At 66.1% G+C, this 18,094-nt stretch carries 15 protein-coding genes; 12 read left to right on the plus strand and 3 right to left on the minus strand.

The features are described from left to right. The first annotated feature begins 82 nt into the window (after positions 1 to 82). The 7 genes from IG171_RS02425 to IG171_RS02455 all read left to right on the plus strand — a co-directional run bounded on the left by IG171_RS02425 (position 83) and on the right by IG171_RS02455 (position 5,992). A protein-coding gene (locus IG171_RS02425; protein WP_212128014.1) for an IS3 family transposase occupies positions 83 to 1,317 on the plus strand; the annotation gives its coding sequence in 2 pieces (ribosomal slippage) (positions 83 to 365 and positions 365 to 1,317; 1,236 coding nt in all). A gap of 233 nt (positions 1,318 to 1,550) precedes the next feature. Continuing rightward, a protein-coding gene (locus IG171_RS02430) for an IS3 family transposase (protein WP_212128014.1) occupies positions 1,551 to 2,785 on the plus strand; the annotation gives its coding sequence in 2 pieces (ribosomal slippage) (positions 1,551 to 1,833 and positions 1,833 to 2,785; 1,236 coding nt in all). A 480-nt stretch (positions 2,786 to 3,265) separates the two neighbouring features. Continuing rightward, positions 3,266 to 3,448 (plus strand): hypothetical protein, encoded by a 183-nt coding sequence (locus tag IG171_RS02435; RefSeq protein ID WP_212129625.1) that lies wholly within the window; start codon positions 3,266 to 3,268, stop codon positions 3,446 to 3,448. After that, positions 3,445 to 3,669: a hypothetical protein gene (locus IG171_RS02440; protein ID WP_212131802.1), complete on the plus strand. Its 225-nt coding sequence runs from the start codon at positions 3,445 to 3,447 to the stop codon at positions 3,667 to 3,669. Before IG171_RS02435 ends, IG171_RS02440 begins: the two co-directional genes overlap by 4 nt. Continuing rightward, positions 3,666 to 4,037, plus strand: a complete 372-nt coding sequence (locus IG171_RS02445; RefSeq protein WP_249203983.1) for a CbiQ family ECF transporter T component — start codon at positions 3,666 to 3,668, stop codon at positions 4,035 to 4,037. The genes IG171_RS02440 and IG171_RS02445 overlap by 4 nt, the downstream gene beginning before the upstream one ends. A gap of 115 nt (positions 4,038 to 4,152) precedes the next feature. Beyond that, positions 4,153 to 5,133 (plus strand): hypothetical protein, encoded by a 981-nt coding sequence (locus tag IG171_RS02450; protein WP_212129628.1) that lies wholly within the window; start codon positions 4,153 to 4,155, stop codon positions 5,131 to 5,133. Between the two features lie 292 nt (positions 5,134 to 5,425). Further along, a complete protein-coding gene (locus IG171_RS02455; RefSeq protein WP_249203984.1) occupies positions 5,426 to 5,992 on the plus strand; it encodes an isochorismatase family cysteine hydrolase in 567 nt (188 codons plus the stop codon). A gap of 7 nt (positions 5,993 to 5,999) precedes the next feature. On the opposite strand, the gene IG171_RS02460 is transcribed toward IG171_RS02455, so the two are convergent. Continuing rightward, positions 6,000 to 7,196: a glycosyltransferase family 1 protein gene (locus tag IG171_RS02460; protein WP_212129629.1), complete on the minus strand. Its 1,197-nt coding sequence runs from the start codon at positions 7,194 to 7,196 to the stop codon at positions 6,000 to 6,002. A 249-nt stretch (positions 7,197 to 7,445) separates the two neighbouring features. Here IG171_RS02460 and IG171_RS02465 point away from each other — a divergent pair, with 249 nt between their 5' ends. From IG171_RS02465 to IG171_RS02475, 3 genes are all read left to right on the plus strand, one after another. Next, a complete protein-coding gene (locus IG171_RS02465) occupies positions 7,446 to 8,048 on the plus strand; it encodes a LemA family protein (RefSeq protein WP_212129630.1) in 603 nt (200 codons plus the stop codon). Continuing rightward, complete coding sequence (gene truA / locus IG171_RS02470; protein WP_212129631.1) at positions 8,045 to 8,899, plus strand: tRNA pseudouridine(38-40) synthase TruA; 855 nt, start codon at positions 8,045 to 8,047, stop codon at positions 8,897 to 8,899. Before IG171_RS02465 ends, truA begins: the two co-directional genes overlap by 4 nt. A gap of 180 nt (positions 8,900 to 9,079) precedes the next feature. Further along, positions 9,080 to 11,629 (plus strand): bifunctional UDP-sugar hydrolase/5'-nucleotidase, encoded by a 2,550-nt coding sequence (locus tag IG171_RS02475; RefSeq protein ID WP_212129637.1) that lies wholly within the window; start codon positions 9,080 to 9,082, stop codon positions 11,627 to 11,629. A gap of 230 nt (positions 11,630 to 11,859) precedes the next feature. On the opposite strand, the gene IG171_RS02480 is transcribed toward IG171_RS02475, so the two are convergent. Both IG171_RS02480 and IG171_RS02485 read right to left on the minus strand, forming a co-directional pair. Then, on the minus strand, positions 11,860 to 14,010 hold the full coding sequence (locus IG171_RS02480; RefSeq protein WP_249203988.1) for a hypothetical protein: 2,151 nt from the start codon (positions 14,008 to 14,010) through the stop codon (positions 11,860 to 11,862). Beyond that, positions 14,007 to 16,595 (minus strand): hypothetical protein, encoded by a 2,589-nt coding sequence (locus IG171_RS02485; RefSeq protein WP_212129639.1) that lies wholly within the window; start codon positions 16,593 to 16,595, stop codon positions 14,007 to 14,009. Before IG171_RS02485 ends, IG171_RS02480 begins: the two co-directional genes overlap by 4 nt. A gap of 269 nt (positions 16,596 to 16,864) precedes the next feature. On the opposite strand from IG171_RS02485, the gene rplM reads away from it, so the two are divergent. Then, positions 16,865 to 17,308 carry a 50S ribosomal protein L13 gene (gene rplM, locus IG171_RS02490; protein WP_212129641.1) on the plus strand — a complete coding sequence of 148 codons (444 nt, stop codon included), beginning with the start codon at positions 16,865 to 16,867 and terminating at the stop codon, positions 17,306 to 17,308. A 32-nt stretch (positions 17,309 to 17,340) separates the two neighbouring features. After that, positions 17,341 to 17,853, plus strand: coding sequence for a 30S ribosomal protein S9 (gene rpsI / locus IG171_RS02495; protein WP_212129643.1), 513 nt, complete (start codon positions 17,341 to 17,343; stop codon positions 17,851 to 17,853). Positions 17,854 to 18,094: the final 241 nt, after the last annotated feature.

Raw genomic sequence — 18,094 nt, forward strand, 5'->3', positions numbered from 1 at the left:
CCGAGCGAGCCCCTGAGGCTACCCTCGAATAGTGGACACCCAAGTTAGCGGGATTCGCAGTCCTGCTGGAAGGATGTTCAATATGTCAGATCAGAAGCGCCAGCGGCGCTCTTACACCCCGGAGTATCGGATCGAGGCGGCGAATCTCGTCATCGACACCGGCAGGTCCATCGCCGCGGTGGCCAAGGAAATCGGAGTCGGTGAACAGACCCTGGGCACCTGGGTCAAAGCCGAGAAGCACCGACGCCGCGGCGACGGTGAGCCCACGGGCCCGTTGAACGAGGGCGAACGGGCTGAACTGGCACGGTTGAGGCGGGAGAACTTCGATCTGAAACAGGACAACGAGTTTTTGGGAAAAGCAGCCGCCTTCTTCGCGTCGAAGCCTCGAAACAAGAGAAATTCGAACTGATGGATTCGGAGAAGGCTCACTACGCGATTCGCCGGATGGCCAGGCTCCTCGAGGTGACGAAATCTGGGTACTACGCATGGAAGAAGCGTCGGCAGACCGGACCATCGAAACGTGCCAGAGCGCAACGGAGCCTGGATGGGCACGTCGCAGAGATCCACGCGGACTCTGATGGCGTCTACGGGGCACCACGGGTGGCAGCGCAACTGGCTCGACAAGGCGTGAGCGTGGACGAGAAGACGGTCGCGGCCTCGTTGCGCAGGCAGGGCCTTGAAGGCATCAGCCCGCGCCGGTTCAAACCGGTGACGACTCTGCCGGGGGTGGCGACTCATCACATTCCGGACCTCGTGAAACGGGTCTGGGACCGAGGTGAGTTGGATGCTGTGTGGATCAGCGATATTACGTATCTGCGCACCTGGGAGGGGTTCGTGTACTTATGTGTGATCCGCGATGGGTGCTCACGTCGAGTGCTTGGTTGGGCGATGGATGCCAGGCAGGATTCTGACCTCGTGGAACGGGCGTTGAGGATGGCTCATACGTTGCGAGAGCTGGTTCCAGCTGACGTCATTTTTCATGCCGACAAAGGAGCGCAGTACACGTCGTCGCAGTTGCATCAGGCGTCTGTCGAGTTGGGTTTGACGCAGTCGGTGGGCCGGACTGGAGTGTGTTGGGATAACGCGATGTCGGAGTCGTTCTGGTCGTCGTTGAAAACGGAGTTCTTCGAGCGGCGAGTCTGGCAGACCCGGGCCGAGGCAATGCGGGAAGTCGCTCGTTGGATCGAGGTGGTCTATAACCGGCGGAGGTTGCATTCGGCGTTGGGGATGGTTCCGCCGGTGGAGTTCGAGGAGAAGTTCTGGGCCGAGCAGAGTGCTGGTCGGGTTCAGGAGGAAGCGTCGACGCAGGCTGCGTGACGTGGTTCACGTGTCCACGACTTGCGGGGAGCCCCACCCCTGGCATCAAGCAGATCGGTGGATCAAGGCTAAAGCGCCGGTCAACACATTCCGTGTAGACGGGAGGATTGTTCGTTTTTCAGTTTCCATAGCACCTTTTAATGCGACAGGCCCTGTTGGTATAATGAGGCTACCCTCGAATAGTGGACACCCAAGTTAGCGGGATTCGCAGTCCTGCTGGAAGGATGTTCAATATGTCAGATCAGAAGCGCCAGCGGCGCTCTTACACCCCGGAGTATCGGATCGAGGCGGCGAATCTCGTCATCGACACCGGCAGGTCCATCGCCGCGGTGGCCAAGGAAATCGGAGTCGGTGAACAGACCCTGGGCACCTGGGTCAAAGCCGAGAAGCACCGACGCCGCGGCGACGGTGAGCCCACGGGCCCGTTGAACGAGGGCGAACGGGCTGAACTGGCACGGTTGAGGCGGGAGAACTTCGATCTGAAACAGGACAACGAGTTTTTGGGAAAAGCAGCCGCCTTCTTCGCGTCGAAGCCTCGAAACAAGAGAAATTCGAACTGATGGATTCGGAGAAGGCTCACTACGCGATTCGCCGGATGGCCAGGCTCCTCGAGGTGACGAAATCTGGGTACTACGCATGGAAGAAGCGTCGGCAGACCGGACCATCGAAACGTGCCAGAGCGCAACGGAGCCTGGATGGGCACGTCGCAGAGATCCACGCGGACTCTGATGGCGTCTACGGGGCACCACGGGTGGCAGCGCAACTGGCTCGACAAGGCGTGAGCGTGGACGAGAAGACGGTCGCGGCCTCGTTGCGCAGGCAGGGCCTTGAAGGCATCAGCCCGCGCCGGTTCAAACCGGTGACGACTCTGCCGGGGGTGGCGACTCATCACATTCCGGACCTCGTGAAACGGGTCTGGGACCGAGGTGAGTTGGATGCTGTGTGGATCAGCGATATTACGTATCTGCGCACCTGGGAGGGGTTCGTGTACTTATGTGTGATCCGCGATGGGTGCTCACGTCGAGTGCTTGGTTGGGCGATGGATGCCAGGCAGGATTCTGACCTCGTGGAACGGGCGTTGAGGATGGCTCATACGTTGCGAGAGCTGGTTCCAGCTGACGTCATTTTTCATGCCGACAAAGGAGCGCAGTACACGTCGTCGCAGTTGCATCAGGCGTCTGTCGAGTTGGGTTTGACGCAGTCGGTGGGCCGGACTGGAGTGTGTTGGGATAACGCGATGTCGGAGTCGTTCTGGTCGTCGTTGAAAACGGAGTTCTTCGAGCGGCGAGTCTGGCAGACCCGGGCCGAGGCAATGCGGGAAGTCGCTCGTTGGATCGAGGTGGTCTATAACCGGCGGAGGTTGCATTCGGCGTTGGGGATGGTTCCGCCGGTGGAGTTCGAGGAGAAGTTCTGGGCCGAGCAGAGTGCTGGTCGGGTTCAGGAGGAAGCGTCGACGCAGGCTGCGTGACGTGGTTCACGTGTCCACGACTTGCGGGGAGCCCCAATAAGACGTCGAGTTCTGGGACCCGAATCTACCGCTGTTTTGGCTACGTCACATGACGACAAAACGAACAGTCGGTGTACTCGATACGTTCCAACGTCTGCACCAAGGCCGGCAAGAAGTAGAGGACGTTCGTTAGTCGACCCTCTGGGCAGTTCTGTCGAGTCGTCGGCACGCGTGTTCTGCTTCAGTTCGGGACGTTTCGGATCCAACGCGAAGACAGCGCCGGGAAAGGTCATGAGTGTAGTCAATCCGTGTATCTGAATGCGTTCCCCTCACTTGGTCAGCCCCCGGCAACTGCCGCTGTGGCACACTCCACGCCATCCACGCAGCTGCAGCAGGCACGCTCAGCTTCCAGATCGACGACCGGCTGCACACGGTCCCGGTTGGGGCGCGTATCGACGTTCTCGACACCGTGGAGATGCGGGACTCGATCTGCGGAATCGGGTGCATCTACACAACCTCGTGGCCACGCGCGGCGTGCGCATCATCCTCACCACGCACGACCTCGAGTTCGCCCGGATCGCCGAGCGCGCCCTCGTCGGCGAGGACAGGCGCATCGCCTGTGATGCCGCCTCCGCCGAGGCGGTCGAGACCTACCGCAGGATGATCATGAGCGATACGCCATGAGCGGGCAATCCCACGGTTCCGACGAAAGCGCGGGCGTCGGTGGGGCGACCGTCTACGAAGCCGGTGGCGCCGGCAGCGTCGGAGGCCCCGCCTCGGCGACGTGGCGGAGGAACGCCGGTATCAGACCGCGCCCGCAGCTCTTCGGCAAGGTCGCGCCCACCCGCGGATGGCTGCATGTGGTGCCGACTGGAGTGAAGCTGGGTTTCACGCCATCGTCATGACCCTGCAGTTCTTCTTCGGCTCCCTGCAGGCAGGACTGGCCGTCGGCGGGACCGTGTTCGCCTGCGTGCAGGCGGCGCTGCTGCTGACGCTGACGACGACGGTCGCGCAGCTGCTCGACACCTTCACCGTGCTGGTGAGCCCGCTGCGCTTCTTCGGGGTCAGCACCGAGGCGATCGCCCTGACTGCGAGCCTCATGGTGCGCGCGATCTCGCACATCTCGGGGCTGCTGGGGGAGGCCGAGCGAGCTGCCCGCGCCCGTGGTCTCGACTCGAGCATCAAGGCCCGGGTGGTGCCGGCGATCCTGCGCTCGGTGAAGTACGCGCAGGATACGGGGCGTGCCCTTGACGCCCGCGGCATCGTGGACTGAGGACATTCACGCAGTCCGCCGCGTCCGTTCTCGTTGAACATTGCCTGATGAGCAGCAGTTCCGTCCCGTGTCATAGGCGACCCGTAGAGTGCTGGCACGTCATCGGATCAGAGCAATGTTGCTGGATGACAGCCCGGATGAAAGCGGAGACATGTCGAGCCCAAGCCTACGGTCGCCTGTACTGGAGAGGTTCTACCTCGCCGCGTCCCCGAACCCGATCGCGTTCGTCGACGAGTCGATGCGGCAGGCAACAGGTGTAGGGGAGGGCCGAGCAAGTGAGGAGATGTCGTTCTATCAGATGGCCGCTGTCATCTTCTCTCACGCTTGCTTGGATGCCATTCGCGAGCAGCTGGTAGATGTCGCCGACGGCACCTATTGGCATACGAACAAGAAGTTCCGCGGAACTCTCGCCGACCGCGGTGACATCGTGGAAATGGTCGAAGCGATCACTCAGGCATCAGAGTGGAACGTGATTGCTGTGAAGCTGCCGTTGGCGGGCAGCTCTCAGGTCGATATTGCTCGGGCCAGGGCCCTGTGTCTGGATCGGCTCGTCCGTCACCTTACGAGCGGTTCCGGGGATGAAGCCGTGCGTGGCATCGTCGCGGACAACAACAAGGACACGGCATTGAACAAGCTCGATCACCAGGTGCTGGAGAAGCTGAGGGGCACCGGCGTGATCAGCCGGCAGGTGGGATTCGCTCACGGTCGGATGGGGGACGAACCGCTGCTGTGGTCGGCGGACGCGGTGTCGTGGGCGGTTCAGCGCAACATCGCGCGAGATGACGGGAGGTTCATCCTCCCTGCCCTGAGGGAGGGCAGACTGACGGTGATCGATGCCGTCGACGGAATGCCTTTGAATATGAAGCACCCCCTGGGTGCTTCCGCATTCGCCAGGGGGCCGTCTTCCCAAAGGCCGGGATTATCCGGTAGCCCGGGGCATGACGTTGCTTCACCATCAACGGTACCAGCGCGGTTTCCGGTCGACAATGGAGAGTTGTTTGCGCCCGGGCAGTCGGTGACCCGTGATCTCCTGCGCCAGATTCGTGCTCGGAGGGAGGCGGCTCGGTACGGGTGGGTGAGGAGAAGCAGTCCGTGAATATGAAGCACCCCCTGGGTGCTTCCGCAAAAACCAGGGGGCCGTCCGCTCTGGGGCCGGGATTATCCGGTAGCCGGGAGTACGACGTTGCTTCACTTTCATGGTATCAGCGTAGATCGCAGCCGACAATGAACTGCATTTCCCAGTGGTCTTGATATGAGACACTCCGGCGCGTGGACTGCGATGTTCATTCGGTTTCAGGGGGCATTGAGCCCTAACCCAGCGGACCATACGGAGCAAGGAGTAGCCTCGGCAGAAGAGGGGCCGAGCACCCTCGCAAACCAAAGGAGACATGATGACTGACGCCGATCGAACCGTCCTGTTGGCCATGGATTTCCAGAATGGCATCGCCGGCGACGAGGCCTTCGCCGCAACCGGAGTCCTCGAGCGCGCACGCGATGCCGTGGCCACGGCCCGCGAGCACGACATCCCCGTGGTGTGGGTCCGGGTGGCCCTGCGCGAGGGGCAGCCGGAGCTGGCGGCGACTGCCTCCTTCGCTCGCATCGCCGCCCACGGCGACGTCGACGAAACCCACGCCTCGACGAGCATCCACGAGACCCTCGGCCGTCGCCAGGGCGAACCGATCGTGACCAAACGCCGCATCAGCGCCTTCACCGGCAGCGACCTCGATGTGCTGCTGCGCGGATACGGGGCCTCATCGCTGATCGTGGCCGGGGTGGCCACGAGCGGTGTTGTGCTCTCGACGGTGCGCCAGGCCGCAGACCTCGACTTCGAACTCACGGTGCTCTCCGATGCCTGTGCCGACCGTGACGAAGAGGTCCACCGGGTGCTCACGGAGAAGGTGTTCCCGAAGCAGGCGACCGTGCTCAGCGTCGACGAATGGGCCGCCGGCCTCTGAGGCACCCCTAGCTCGGCAACGTGCCCTCGAAGCCGGGGCCGCCGGCGAACGTGTGCACCATCGAACTGAACCCGCGCCCGCACACCTGCGGTGCGGGATTCTCGATCGCCCGGGCGTAGTAGCCGATGAGCTGCGAACACACGCTCTTCCAGCTGCGGGAGACCACCTGCTCACGACCGGCTGCACCGAAGGCCCGACGCTTCGCCTCATCCCCGAGCAGATCGAGCACATGAGCGCGCATGGCGCCGAGGTCCTTCGGGGTGTAGAGCCATCCGGTCTTCGAGTGCTCGACGAGGTCGAGGGGGCCGCCTCGGGCCGGGGCGATGACGGGCACCTCGGAGGCCATCGCCTCCTGGATCGTCTGGCAGAAGGTTTCGAGCTCGCCCGGCACGACCATGAGATCGAAGCTCGCAACCGCCTGCGCCAGAGCATCCCCGCCGAGGAACCCGGTGAAATGCGCTTCCGGCAGCGCTCTGGCCAGGCGGGTCCGCCAGGGTCCGTCGCCGACGATGACCAGACGCGCACCGGGCACATCGGTGAGTGCTGCGAGGTCCTCGACCTGTTTCTCCGCAGCCAGCCTGCCGGCGTATCCGATGATCTTCTGGCCGTTCGGGGCCACGGTTCGTCGCCATGCCTCGGAGCGGTGACCGGGGTCGAAGCGCGAGGAATCGACTCCACGGGCCCAGAGGGCCACCTCGGCGACACCGAGGTCGGACAGCTGATCGATCGTGTAACTCGATGGGGCCAGTGTCAGCGACGCGTGCTGGTGGATGTTGCGGACATGGTTCCACAGCATCGCCTCGAGGCCGTGCATTCCGTACCGGGCGGCGTAGGCGGGCACCTCGGTCTGGTAGACGGCCACGGTCGGCAGACCGAGCGCCTGGGCCGCGAGCACCCCGCGCCAACCGAGGACGAACGGGCTGGCCAAGTGGACGACGTCCGGGGCGAACCGCTGCAGCAGCCGACGGATGCGAGCCACGCCTCCGGGGGCGACGCGGACGCGCCGATACTTCGGCAGGGCGATCGAGGGGACCCTGACGATGCGGGCTCCGGCGACCTCCTTCGGCCCGTCCCGGCGGGTGCCCGGGGCGATGACGAGGACATCGTCGCCGCGGTCGGCCAGGTGATCGAGGACCCGCAGGAGCGAGTGGGTGACGCCGTTCATGTTCGGCAGGAAGGATTCGGCAATGATGGCTGTTCTCACGCCTCCCAGGGAAGCCGGGCCCGGTGACGAACGCGTGACCCGAAGACGACGAGTCGGCGACATCTGACCGAAATCCCCCGACTCCGCGACGCCTCACCTGCGGTCACGACGAGGTCTTGGCGCGGTCGCGACGAGTCTGAACCCTGCGTAAACTGAAGTGTCGGTGAGCTCGCACCTGCGCGCCCGCGCAGTCCGGTCGAGCACAGCCAGCGGAATCAGTGTCAAGCGCACAATCGAGGGGAGTCGTCCGTGGTCTGGTTCATCATCGGCGGCGGCGTCGCCGCCGCGCTCCTCGTCCTCCTGCTCGTGTTCACCATCCTGCGGTTCAACCAGCTGTCCATGGCCCGGTCGCTGTGCGATGAGGCCAAACGGCAGCTCATCGGTGAGATCCGCGCCCGCCACGCCCTTGTGCCCGCCTACATCGGCACCCTCCAGCAGATGACCGGCAACGAGCTGTCCACGATCGCCCTCGCCCTCGCCTCCGCCGAACGCGCCCCCTTCGGCCACCGCGGTGCGGCCGCCGAGAACGCGCTGACCGAGGCCGTCGACGAGGCCGCCCTCATCCCCACCGCCAACGAACGGTCCCTGACCTCGGGGCCGGCAGGTGCCCAACAGCCGGCGGTCAATGAGGAGATCGACACGACGATCCAGCTGCTGCACGGGCAGCTGCAGGTGCTCACCGAACGGATCCTGGCCGCCGCCCGCTTCTACAATGTGAACGTGGAACGCTACCACCGGCAGCGCATGCGCCCGATCTCCCGCCTGTTCACCAGCGTCTTCAAACCCCGCGAGCCCTTCACCGAGCTCGCCGGCGATGAGGGCGGGCCCACCTCGGCGAGGGGGCAGGAGTGAACCGGTTCCGCATCGACCTCGGCTACCGGGGCACGGACTTCCACGGCTGGGCCAAACAGCCGGGCCTGCGCACCGTCCAGGACGCCGTCGAATCCGGGCTTCGACGCATCACCGGCACCGAGGTGGCCACCGTCGTCGCCGGCCGCACCGACGCCGGCGTGCACGCCCGGAGGCAGGTCGTCCACATCGACCTGAGCGCCGAGGCGATCGCGAAGCTCATCGGTCACTCGAACCGGTCCGCCGAGGTGGCTCTGCTCTCCCGTCTGCGCGGAGTGCTCAGCGCCGGCGACTTCTCCGACATCGTCATCCACGCCGCGGCCGAGGTGCCCGAGTCCTTCGACGCCCGGTTCTCCGCACTGTGGCGGTCCTATCAGTACCGTCTGGCCGATCACCGATCGTTCATCGACCCGCTGCTGACCGCCGTGACTCCCCGGCACAAGGGAGAACTCGACGCCGAGGCCATGGCCGCGGCCGCCTCAGAGGTCCGAGGACTCCACGATTTCCTTCCCTTCTGCAAACCCCGCGAGGGCGCGACGACGATCCGCACCCTCCACGAACTGCGGGTCGAACGCGACCAGGACGCGGTGATCACCATCGATCTGCGCGCCGACGCCTTCTGCCACCACATGGTCCGCGCGCTCGTCGGCGGGCTGATCAAGGTCGGATCCGGCAATTGGGCGGTGACCCGACCCGCGGAGCTCATCGCCGAGGCCGATGCCGGTCTGAGTCCGGATGTGCCCATGTTCGTCACGCCCGCCGAAGGTCTCGTCCTCACCGAGGTCGGCTATCCGGCCCCTGAGGAGTACGCCGCACGGGCGGCGCAGACCATGGCTCGCCGCGACCGGGAGTAGGCCCTCACTCCATCACACATGTCGTGATTATGAGAGAATCCCTCTTCCCAGATGTGAGAATCCTGTGTAGATTTGCGTGCAGGTAACCCTCCGTTCGCATCGGCATTGCAGGATGGACGCGTCCGCCCCTCCTCGGCACCGTTGGTGTGCGTCCGATGAATAACCGAAGGAACTGAATACATGTCCAAGCTCGTGTCAAAGGTGCTGGCCACAGGAGCGGCGGTGTCGATGCTGACGCTGCCCGGTCTCTCTCCGGCCGTCGCCGGACCCGACCTCGGCGCCGGCCAGTCCTCCGCGACCACCGCTTCCCCCTCTGACACCGCTGATGACGCCGCCGCCTCCGCTGGCACGGACGACGCCTCTGCCTCCACTGGCACGGACGATGCCGCCGCTCAGGCGGCGGAGGCCGGCACCCAGGTGCAGCTGCTCAACATCACCGACTTCCACGGACGCATCTCCGATGCCGGCACACAGGTCGCCTCGGTCGTCGAAGAGCAGCGCGCGGCCTACGAAGACAAGGGCGGGACGGGAACGCTGTCGGCCGGTGACAACATCGGCGCCTCACCGTACAACTCGTCCTCGGCCGACGACACGCCCACACTCGATGTGCTCAATGCGATCGGCGTGCAGGCCTCGGCGGTGGGCAACCACGAATTCGACCGCGGTGTCGACGACCTCACCGGGCGCGTCGTCGACGAGACCGACTTCCCCTACCTCGGCGCGAATGTCTACGACAGGGGTTCGCAGAACGTCGCCGACGGCCTCGAGGAGTACTCGATCGTCGACGTCGGCGGTGTCGAGGTCGCCGTCATCGGCGTCGTCACGAAGGAAACCGCGTCGTTGGTCTCTCCCGCGGGCATCGAAGGCGTCGAATTCGGTGACCCGACCGACGCGGTCAATCGGGTCGCCGACGAGATCGAGGACCTTCCCGCGGACGAACAGCCGGACATGACGGTCGTCGAGGCCCACCTCGGTGCGTCCTCGACCGAGAGCCTCGAGGACGCGTTGGCCTCGAACGCCGAGTTCAACAAGCTCGTGACCGAGGCAGACGCCTCGATCGACGTGCTCTTCACCGGTCATACGCATCTGCCGTATTCCTTCGAGGCCCCGGTTCCCGGCGAACCCGACCGCACGCGTCCGGTTCTCGAGGCCGGCAGCTACGGCGAATACGTCGGACAGGTCCAGCTCACCGCCGACGGCGAGGGCAACTGGACGACTGATGCGACCGACCTCATCGACACCGAGGACAAGAGCTACGACTCACCGGTCGTCGACGAGGTCGCTTCCATCATCGACGACGCGGACGAGGCGGCCAAGGTGCCCGGTTCCGTCGTCCACGGCAAGATCACCGAGGACATCACCCGGGCCGAGACGGACGGCAATGAGGACCGCGGTGCCGAATCCACGCTGGGCAACCTCGTCGCCGATGCGCTCAAGGACGGTGTCGAAGACTCACAGCTGGCCGAGGCCGATTTCGGGATCACGAACCCGGGCGGACTGCGCACCGACCTGCTCTGCGACCACATCTACAACGATGAGGACAAGTGCGAGGTCACAGCCGCTGAACTCAACGAGGTCCTGCCGTTCGCCAATGACCACGGTGTGGTGACGATGAAGGGCGAGGACGTGATCGGCCTGTTCGAGGAGCAGTGGCAGCCCGAGGGTGCGCGCAACGCGTTCCTCCACCTGGGCATCTCCGATGAGATCGACGTCGTCTACGATTCGGACGCTGAGCGGGGCGAGCACGTGACGTCCGTCAAGGTCGCCGGCCAGGAGATCGAGGAGGACAAGGACTACCGGGTCGCCACGCTGAGCTTCCTCGCCGCCGGCGGTGACAACTTCGCCTCCTTCGCCAAGGGTGATTTCGAACAGTCGGGGCTGACCGACTTCGACACCTGGACGTCCTACTTCGAGAAGAACACGCCCGTGGCGCCGGACAAGAACGAACGTCAGGCCGATCTGGCCAAGGACGTCATCGACAACGGTGAACTCGCGGCGGACCTCACGGGGCCGAAGACCATCACGGCCGGTGACAGCACCGAATTCGTCCTCGAGACGACTGCCGAATCCGAGGTGCCCGGTCCCGTCGACGTCACCGTCGACCTGCCGGAGGGATTCACCGCCGAGGCGGCCGGAGCGTCCTCGTCCCCGTCGGCGAAGGCTCCCGAGGTGAGCCCCGAGGCGAACGAGACCACGACGATCACACTCGACTCGATCCCGGCGGGGGAGAGCCAGACCCCGGTGACCGTGACCGCTCCGGAGGACGCCTCGGGAGAGGTGACCGTCAAGGTGAGTCTGCAGGCGAATGCCGAGGGGCCGTGGTGGGACGACAACCCGCTGCCGCTTCCGCACGAGTTCGAGGCCACTGCCGCTGTCTCCGAGGACGCCGATGCCTCCGCCGGTGATGACGGTGGTGCCGACGGCGGTGCTGCCGATGGCGGTGCCGCGGACGGCGGCGACAGTGCGGCAGGCGGTGACAGCGCCGCCGATGGCGCGGACGGTTCGTCCGATGCCGGCGGTGGTTCGGCGGACGACGGTTCGGCGGACGGCGCAGGTGCGGACGGCTCCGGCTCCGAGGCGAGCGGTTCCGACGCGAACGGCTCGAAGGACGGCGGGGATCTGCCACGGACCGGAGTCGAGACAGCCAACGTCGTCGCGGCGGCTCTGGCTCTCATCGTCGCCGGCAGCGCGGTGGTCACGATGGTCCGCCGTCGCCGGATCGGCATCTGAGCCCGCGCAGACTGCTCGGGTTTGCCCTAGGGGATTTCCGCACATGCTGTCTGCCGAGCATCCATCACCGGCAGCGGCCTCGCCTGCCCGTAGCGGCTTCACCTTGCGGCGGCGGCATGTCAGCGCGGTGCTTCGGTGCGACGTGGTGGTGCGGCGCTGTTCTGCGGCAAGCGGGTGGGTCTGCCGCTGACGGTGAGGGATGCCGCTGCCGCCGCTGGGCTGCGCCGGTGCTATCTGCCCGCGGCACCCGGCCCGCCACCGGCAGGCGCCTCGCCGGTCGGCTGCGACTGACCGGGACGGAAGGTCTCGACGTGAGTGAGGATCGGGACGAGGAACAGGATGCCCACCGCCGGCACGACGATGCCCGAATCGTTGATGACGGTGCCGACGCCGAGGAGGATCGCCAAGCTGATCATCGCCGCACGCAGCAGCGGGATCCGCTGGAAGGCGTCGTGGAGTCCCCGCAGTCCGAAGCGCGTGGGGTTGAGCGCCATCCAGAACACTCCGATGATGATCAGGGGCAGCACCAGGGTCATCCACGACTGGGTGAGGATATCGATGTTCATGCCGATCTTGCGGGCGAGGACATTCAGCGCCTCGCCGCTGATGATCGAGTCGAAGAAGCGTCCGAAGTGAGTGCGCTGATCGGGTGGCCGCAGCCAGTCGAGGAACAGCACGGTGAGCATGACGAAGCCGGCGATGCCCACGGTCAGTCCCAGACGCTTGAGGGAGAACCGGATGCTCGCGGCGGCGAGGACCAGATAGGCCACTCCGATGATGAGCGTCGGCACGGACCCGAACTTCGTTCCCAAACCGGGGGCGGCGAGGAGGACGCAGGAGATGAGCACCGGCACGGTGACGATGAGGACCCGGTGCAGGGGCTTGGTCACCAGCGAGGCGAAACCGGCCACGGCCAGCAGCAGCGCACAGCAGTACAGCGCCAGCGCTGAATTGCCGATGCCGTAGAACCGGGAGGCGATCAGCAGCGGTTCTCCCAGCAGGGTCGACATCTGCAGCTGGGAACCGGTGACGACGTCATAGGCGAGCACCGCGACAGTGACGACCGAGACGAAGAGGACGGGACCGAAGCGGTGTCTGCGCCAGGGACCGAGCAGCGCCATGCCCCCGAGCAGCAGCGACCACCCGCCCAGGGCGCCGAGCATTGCGATATCCGGGTTCGTCGCCCGCTCCCACGGCACGGTGTTGACCAGATACGTCGAGATCGGCATCGCCGCGAACACGATGCCGAGACGATAGGCCCCGGAGTGGACGAGCTGCCGATGGTTCTTCCGCAGCAGCCGGGCCGAAGCCAGGAGTCCGAGCATCAGCGCCGCGACCACCGGGAAGAACCACGTCGACAGGTCGCTCTGCGTCTTCACCGCCACCTGCCGATCGAGCACGTCCTGATAGCGCGCTTTCCAATCCGATCCGGTCGAGACCGAGGTCATCGGGGCGCCGGCGGCATTGTCCATCTCCTCGGCCCCGGACAGCTCGACGAGCGTCGGCGCAAGATCGGGCACCTGCACCAGCCCCGGCTGCCGGGTCGACGACGAGGTCAGCAGACCCGCGGGCTGACCCGGCCGCAGCATCATCGTCGCCTGCATCGACGAGCCCTCGTGCGTTCCGTCGGCGATGGATGAGAACACCACGGGCGTCGTCCCCTCGCCGAGGCGGTCCTGCTGCTGACCGCTCATCCACCCGGTCGATTCGAGAATGTCCCCGACCCGCGCGTCGAGCTCCTTCAGCGAGTAGCCGTCGGCGGCGGTGTTGCCGAGATCGACGAGGACGAGCTGACCGTCGGCCGAGGACTTCGCCACCTGCGAGCCCAGATCCGAACCGACGGAGGACCAGTCGCTCACATGACCGGAGGGGCTGGCGGCGGCGATCGCGGCACCGGCACCGAAGGAGCGGACATCGGGCACCGCCTCGGCCAGGGCTCCGAGGGAGGCGTCGTAGTTGTCGTCCCGGGCGACCTGTGCGTAGACGTCCCAATCGGCCACCCAGCCGTCCATCGGCGGGGCCGGCTGGCGGCACTGGTCGCGGGGCTCATCGGCCGCCCGTCGGCCGGATCCCAGGCCCAGCCACCCGTCGACCGGGCAGCTGGTCGAGCGCACGCTGCGGGGAGTGATCGTCCCGATCTGCGCGTTCTTCATCATCACCCACAGATGCGGGGTCGTGCGCGGGTCGAGGTCCTCGAAGCTGAACCCGGAGACATTGATCGAGACCACGCCCTGATCGGCCGAGGCACCGGCCGGGTCCGACTGTCCGGGGCGCTGGCTCGGCGCAGTCTGCACGGCCTGCGGCAGACCGAGGAGGACGAACGTGAACGCCAGGACGCCGAGGAGCAGCCGAGTCGTCGTCGAGTGCGCGGGACTTCTCATGAGCGCACCTCCTCGGCGCCGCTCCCGCCTGCGCAGTCCGTTCCGGCATCGGTGCCGGGCCCGGTGCCCGAGCCCCCACCACTGCCGGACCCGAGCCCGGCGTCCGGCTTCGCCACGGTGTCCTCGGCGTGTTCGGCGCTGAGCGCCAACAGGTAGGGCAGGAGGACCATGGCCCCGGTCGAGGGCACAGCGACACCGGAGTCGGTGAGCACGAGTCCGACGCCGAGGCCGGTCACCGCGGCGAGGAATCCGAAGTGGAGGGCGGAGTCGGTGAACACCTGCGGCAGTTTGCCTCGCCACTTATTCACCAGCCGTCCGGTGCGGCTGTCGGCGCCGATGCGGGGGAAGCGGAGCAGGTAGCGCAGGAAGAGCAGCACGGCGATAATCGCCAGCGGAGTGACGATGGCCAGAGCCGGATTGATCTGGATGATGTGAAGATTCGCGCCGAGCTTGCGCCCGATCACCTGCAGGGCCTCACCCGTGACGATCTGGTCGAAGAAGGTGCCGAAGTGCGAGCGCGCCCCAGGGGTGCGCAGCCAGTCGAGGAAGGCGATGCCGATGAGCACGGCCAGGGAGACCAGGCCGATGAGCCCCAGCCGGAGGAGCGACAGGCGGATCTTCGTCAGAAGCGCCAGAAGCACCATGAGACCGGCGAGGACGGCGATCGTGCCGCCGAACTTCGCTCCCCATGAGGGATTGCCGGACACGAACACGGCGAGCAGACCCACGACGACGGGAACGGCGATCACGGCTCGGCTGCGTCCGCGCGCCCGCAGCCAGGAGATCGCGAGGCCCAGGAAGACGAAGAGGCTGACGATGAAGATCGCCGCTCCCTGATTGCCCAGCCCGTAGTAGCGGCCGCCGACGATCGGGTTGTAGCCGAGCAGGGAGTTCGCCTGCAGATGGGAACCGGTCGCCAGGTCGATGGAGATGACGAGCAGATTCATCAGGGTCAGAGCACCCACGCGTCCCCGCCAGGACCGACCCCACGGCGGCACGAGGGCCAGAGCGAACTGGGCGGCGGCGGTGCCGACGATCGACAGGAGCAGGCCGAGGTCCGGCTGCGACATCCGCGACCAGGGGATGAGTCCGGCCAGGAAGGCTCCTGTGGGCACGGTCGCGATCGCCAGCGAAGCCCAGGCGAGGAACCGGTGGACCGACGGCGCTGCTGTGGCTCCGCCTCGGCGACCGAGGACCGAGCGGCTCAGCAGCAGACCGCAGGCGAGGAAGAGGGAGTAGAAGATGATGTCGAGCGTCAGGGAGAACGTCGACAGGTGTTCGTAGATCGTCGTCGCCTTCTGGGCATCGGCGACGAGATCGTCGATGCGCTGCTGCGGAGCCTGCTGGGTCGGGGTCTGCTCGAAGCTCATCGCCCCGGGGGCGGGCACGTCGAGGGCGTCGAGGATACCCGGGGCCAGATCCGTCAGCTGCAGCAGCCCCGGGGTGCGGGTCGTCGGCGAGGACAGGGAACCGGGCTCGAAGCCCGGGCCGGCGGCGATGAAGGCGCGCAGCTGCGGCAGTCCCGAACTGTCGCCGAGGCCGGCGACGATGACCGTGGGATCGGCCGCCCCCTCCTCCGCGTTCTCCTCCAGCTCCTGCAGGCGGACGCCGAGCCGACGGTCGGCTTCGGCGACGCGGTCCTCGCGGTCGAAGTGAGCGGGCACGGTGTAGGAGTAGTTCGGGATCGGGTCGAACAGCCAGGACCGGATCCCGATCGCCCCGAGGTCGACGAGGTCGAGTCGGCAGTCAGCGGCAGCGGCGTCGTCGGTGTAGTTCGTCACCACCCCGTGCTCATCGGCGGCGGCGTAGGCGGCTCCGGGACCTTCGGCGGCCACGCACGAGTCGAGGCTGGAGCCCTCCTGCTGCGCTCCAGTGCCCTCCGGCCCGTCCCTGCCGTATTCGGCGACGGCACGGGCGAGCATGCCGTAGTCGACGGAGTACCCGGAGCCGATGTTGGGCTCCTTGACGTCGTCGAAGCCCTTGATCCGGCCCGTGGTCGCTCCGGCGACCGAGCCCGGCGCATGAGCTTCGTCACTCTTCCGGCCCGTTGCGTCCTCGTCGGTCGGCGTGGCGGCTGCGTCATCGGAGTCGAGGGCATCGCTGTCGACGTTCGTGGTGGGGGCGAGCATCGTCGGGCAGCGGGCCGTGTCCTCCTCATCGGCGGCCTCGGCGGCGGGGGAGGGACCGGCCTGAGCGCGGGCCCCGGCCCCGAACGACAGCCACCCCGAGGCCGGGCAGGTGGCCGAGCCGATCGTGCGCACATTGAGATTCGCGGCAGCGCCCTCGGACAGCAGCCGGTAGAGGTTCGGCGTGCGCTCGCGGTCGATATCGTTGATCGTCAGGCCGGGGATGCCGAAGACGACCGTCTTCCCGGCCGGGACTTCGGGCTCGTCCGAGGCCTGTTTCGTGCCGCTCGCGCTGAGCTCAGCGCTGTCGCCCGCCGAAGCGCTGCCGCCCGCCGAACCGGTCTCACTCGCCGAGGCGGGGCCGAGTCCGAGTCCCATCGTCAGGAGCCCGAGCAGCAGACCCAGCATCAGGATCCTCAATGCGGGAAGTCGTCGGAGCAGGCTGGAGTGAGTCGGCACAGATCAATACTATCGGCTCGGGTTTCAGCCCGGCCTGAGACCGCTCTGGGCGTTTGCTCCCCGGCCGCGGGGCCGTGTATATTTGATTGTCGTTGTGTGTGCTTGTCGCACTCCCTTACATAGCCTCATGCGTTGCAGGCCCGTAGGTGAGGGGAATGCGTCGATAGGTTCACCCGATTGAAGACAAACAGTGTTCGGCACCCGTTGGACTCACGACCCGATGAGGAACCGGCGCTGCTCCTGAAGAAGATACGAAAAGAAGGCTACTTTTGCGTACGTACACACCCAAGCCCGGTGACAGCGAGCGCCAGTGGCACGTCGTCGACGCCACTGACCAGGTGCTCGGTCGCCTTGCTTCGCAGGTTGCACGCCTCCTGCGCGGCAAGCACAAGACCACCTTTGCTCCGAATGTCGACACCGGTGACTTCGTCATCATCATCAACGCCGACAAGGTCGCGCTGACCGGCGCGAAGCTCGAGAAGAAGCGCGCTTACCGCCACTCCGGATACCCCGGCGGCCTCAAGAGCGTCAACTACGCCGAGCTCCTGGCCACCCACCCCGAGCGTGCAGTCGAGAAGGCTGTCGCCGGTATGGTTCCGAAGAATCGTCTCGGACGTGCCCAGATGCAGAAGCTGAAGGTCTACGCCGGTGCCGAGCACCCGCACGCCTCTCAGAATCCGCAGCCGTACGAACTCAGCCAGGTCGCGCAGTAAGCGCCTGAGCTCTAGACATCCCGAGGAGAACCGTGGCTGATACCACTAACGCGACCGACGTGGTCGACGAAGAGATCGCAACCGAATACACCTCCGAGACTCCTGCCTCCGCCGGTCTGGGCGAGTCCACCGCGGGTGGACGTGGAGAATCCCTGACCGCTCCCGGACACGGAGTGGGCCGTCGCAAGCAGGCTGTTGCTCGCGTCCGCCTCATCCCGGGCACCGGAGAGTGGACCATCAACGGACGCACTCTCGAAGAGTACTTCCCGAACAAGTTGCACCAGCATCTCGTCAATGAGCCCTTCAACCTGCTGGACCTCGGCGGACGTTTCGACGTCGTCGTGCTGATCTCCGGCGGGGGACCCTCCGGCCAGGCCGGTGCCGTCCGCCTGGGCGTGGCTCGCGCGCTCAACCAGATCGACGCGGAGTCCAACCGCCCCGAGCTGAAGAAGGCCGGTTACCTGAGCCGCGACGCTCGCGTCCCCGAGCGCAAGAAGGCCGGTCTCAAGAAGGCCCGCAAGGCACCTCAGTTCTCGAAGCGCTGATCGACCTGTTCGAGAAGCTGCGGCTGGTCTGCCACTGAGTCGCAGTCATCGACAGTTCAGTTCGACGAACATGGAAAAGCGGCCCCGAAGCAGGTTCGGGGCCGCTTTTCTCATGTCCGGACTCGGCGGCGCAGCCGCTGCGGCGCGCGATTGCCGGTCGCCCGTTTGCCGGTCGACTATTGCCGGTTGCCGGTTGCCGGTCGCCCAAACGCGTCGTTCAAGGCGACGCGCACTTATCGAA

It is taken from the genome of Brevibacterium sp. SMBL_HHYL_HB1 (assembly GCF_018208375.1).
GTDB lineage: Bacteria > Actinomycetota > Actinomycetes > Actinomycetales > Brevibacteriaceae > Brevibacterium > Brevibacterium intestinavium.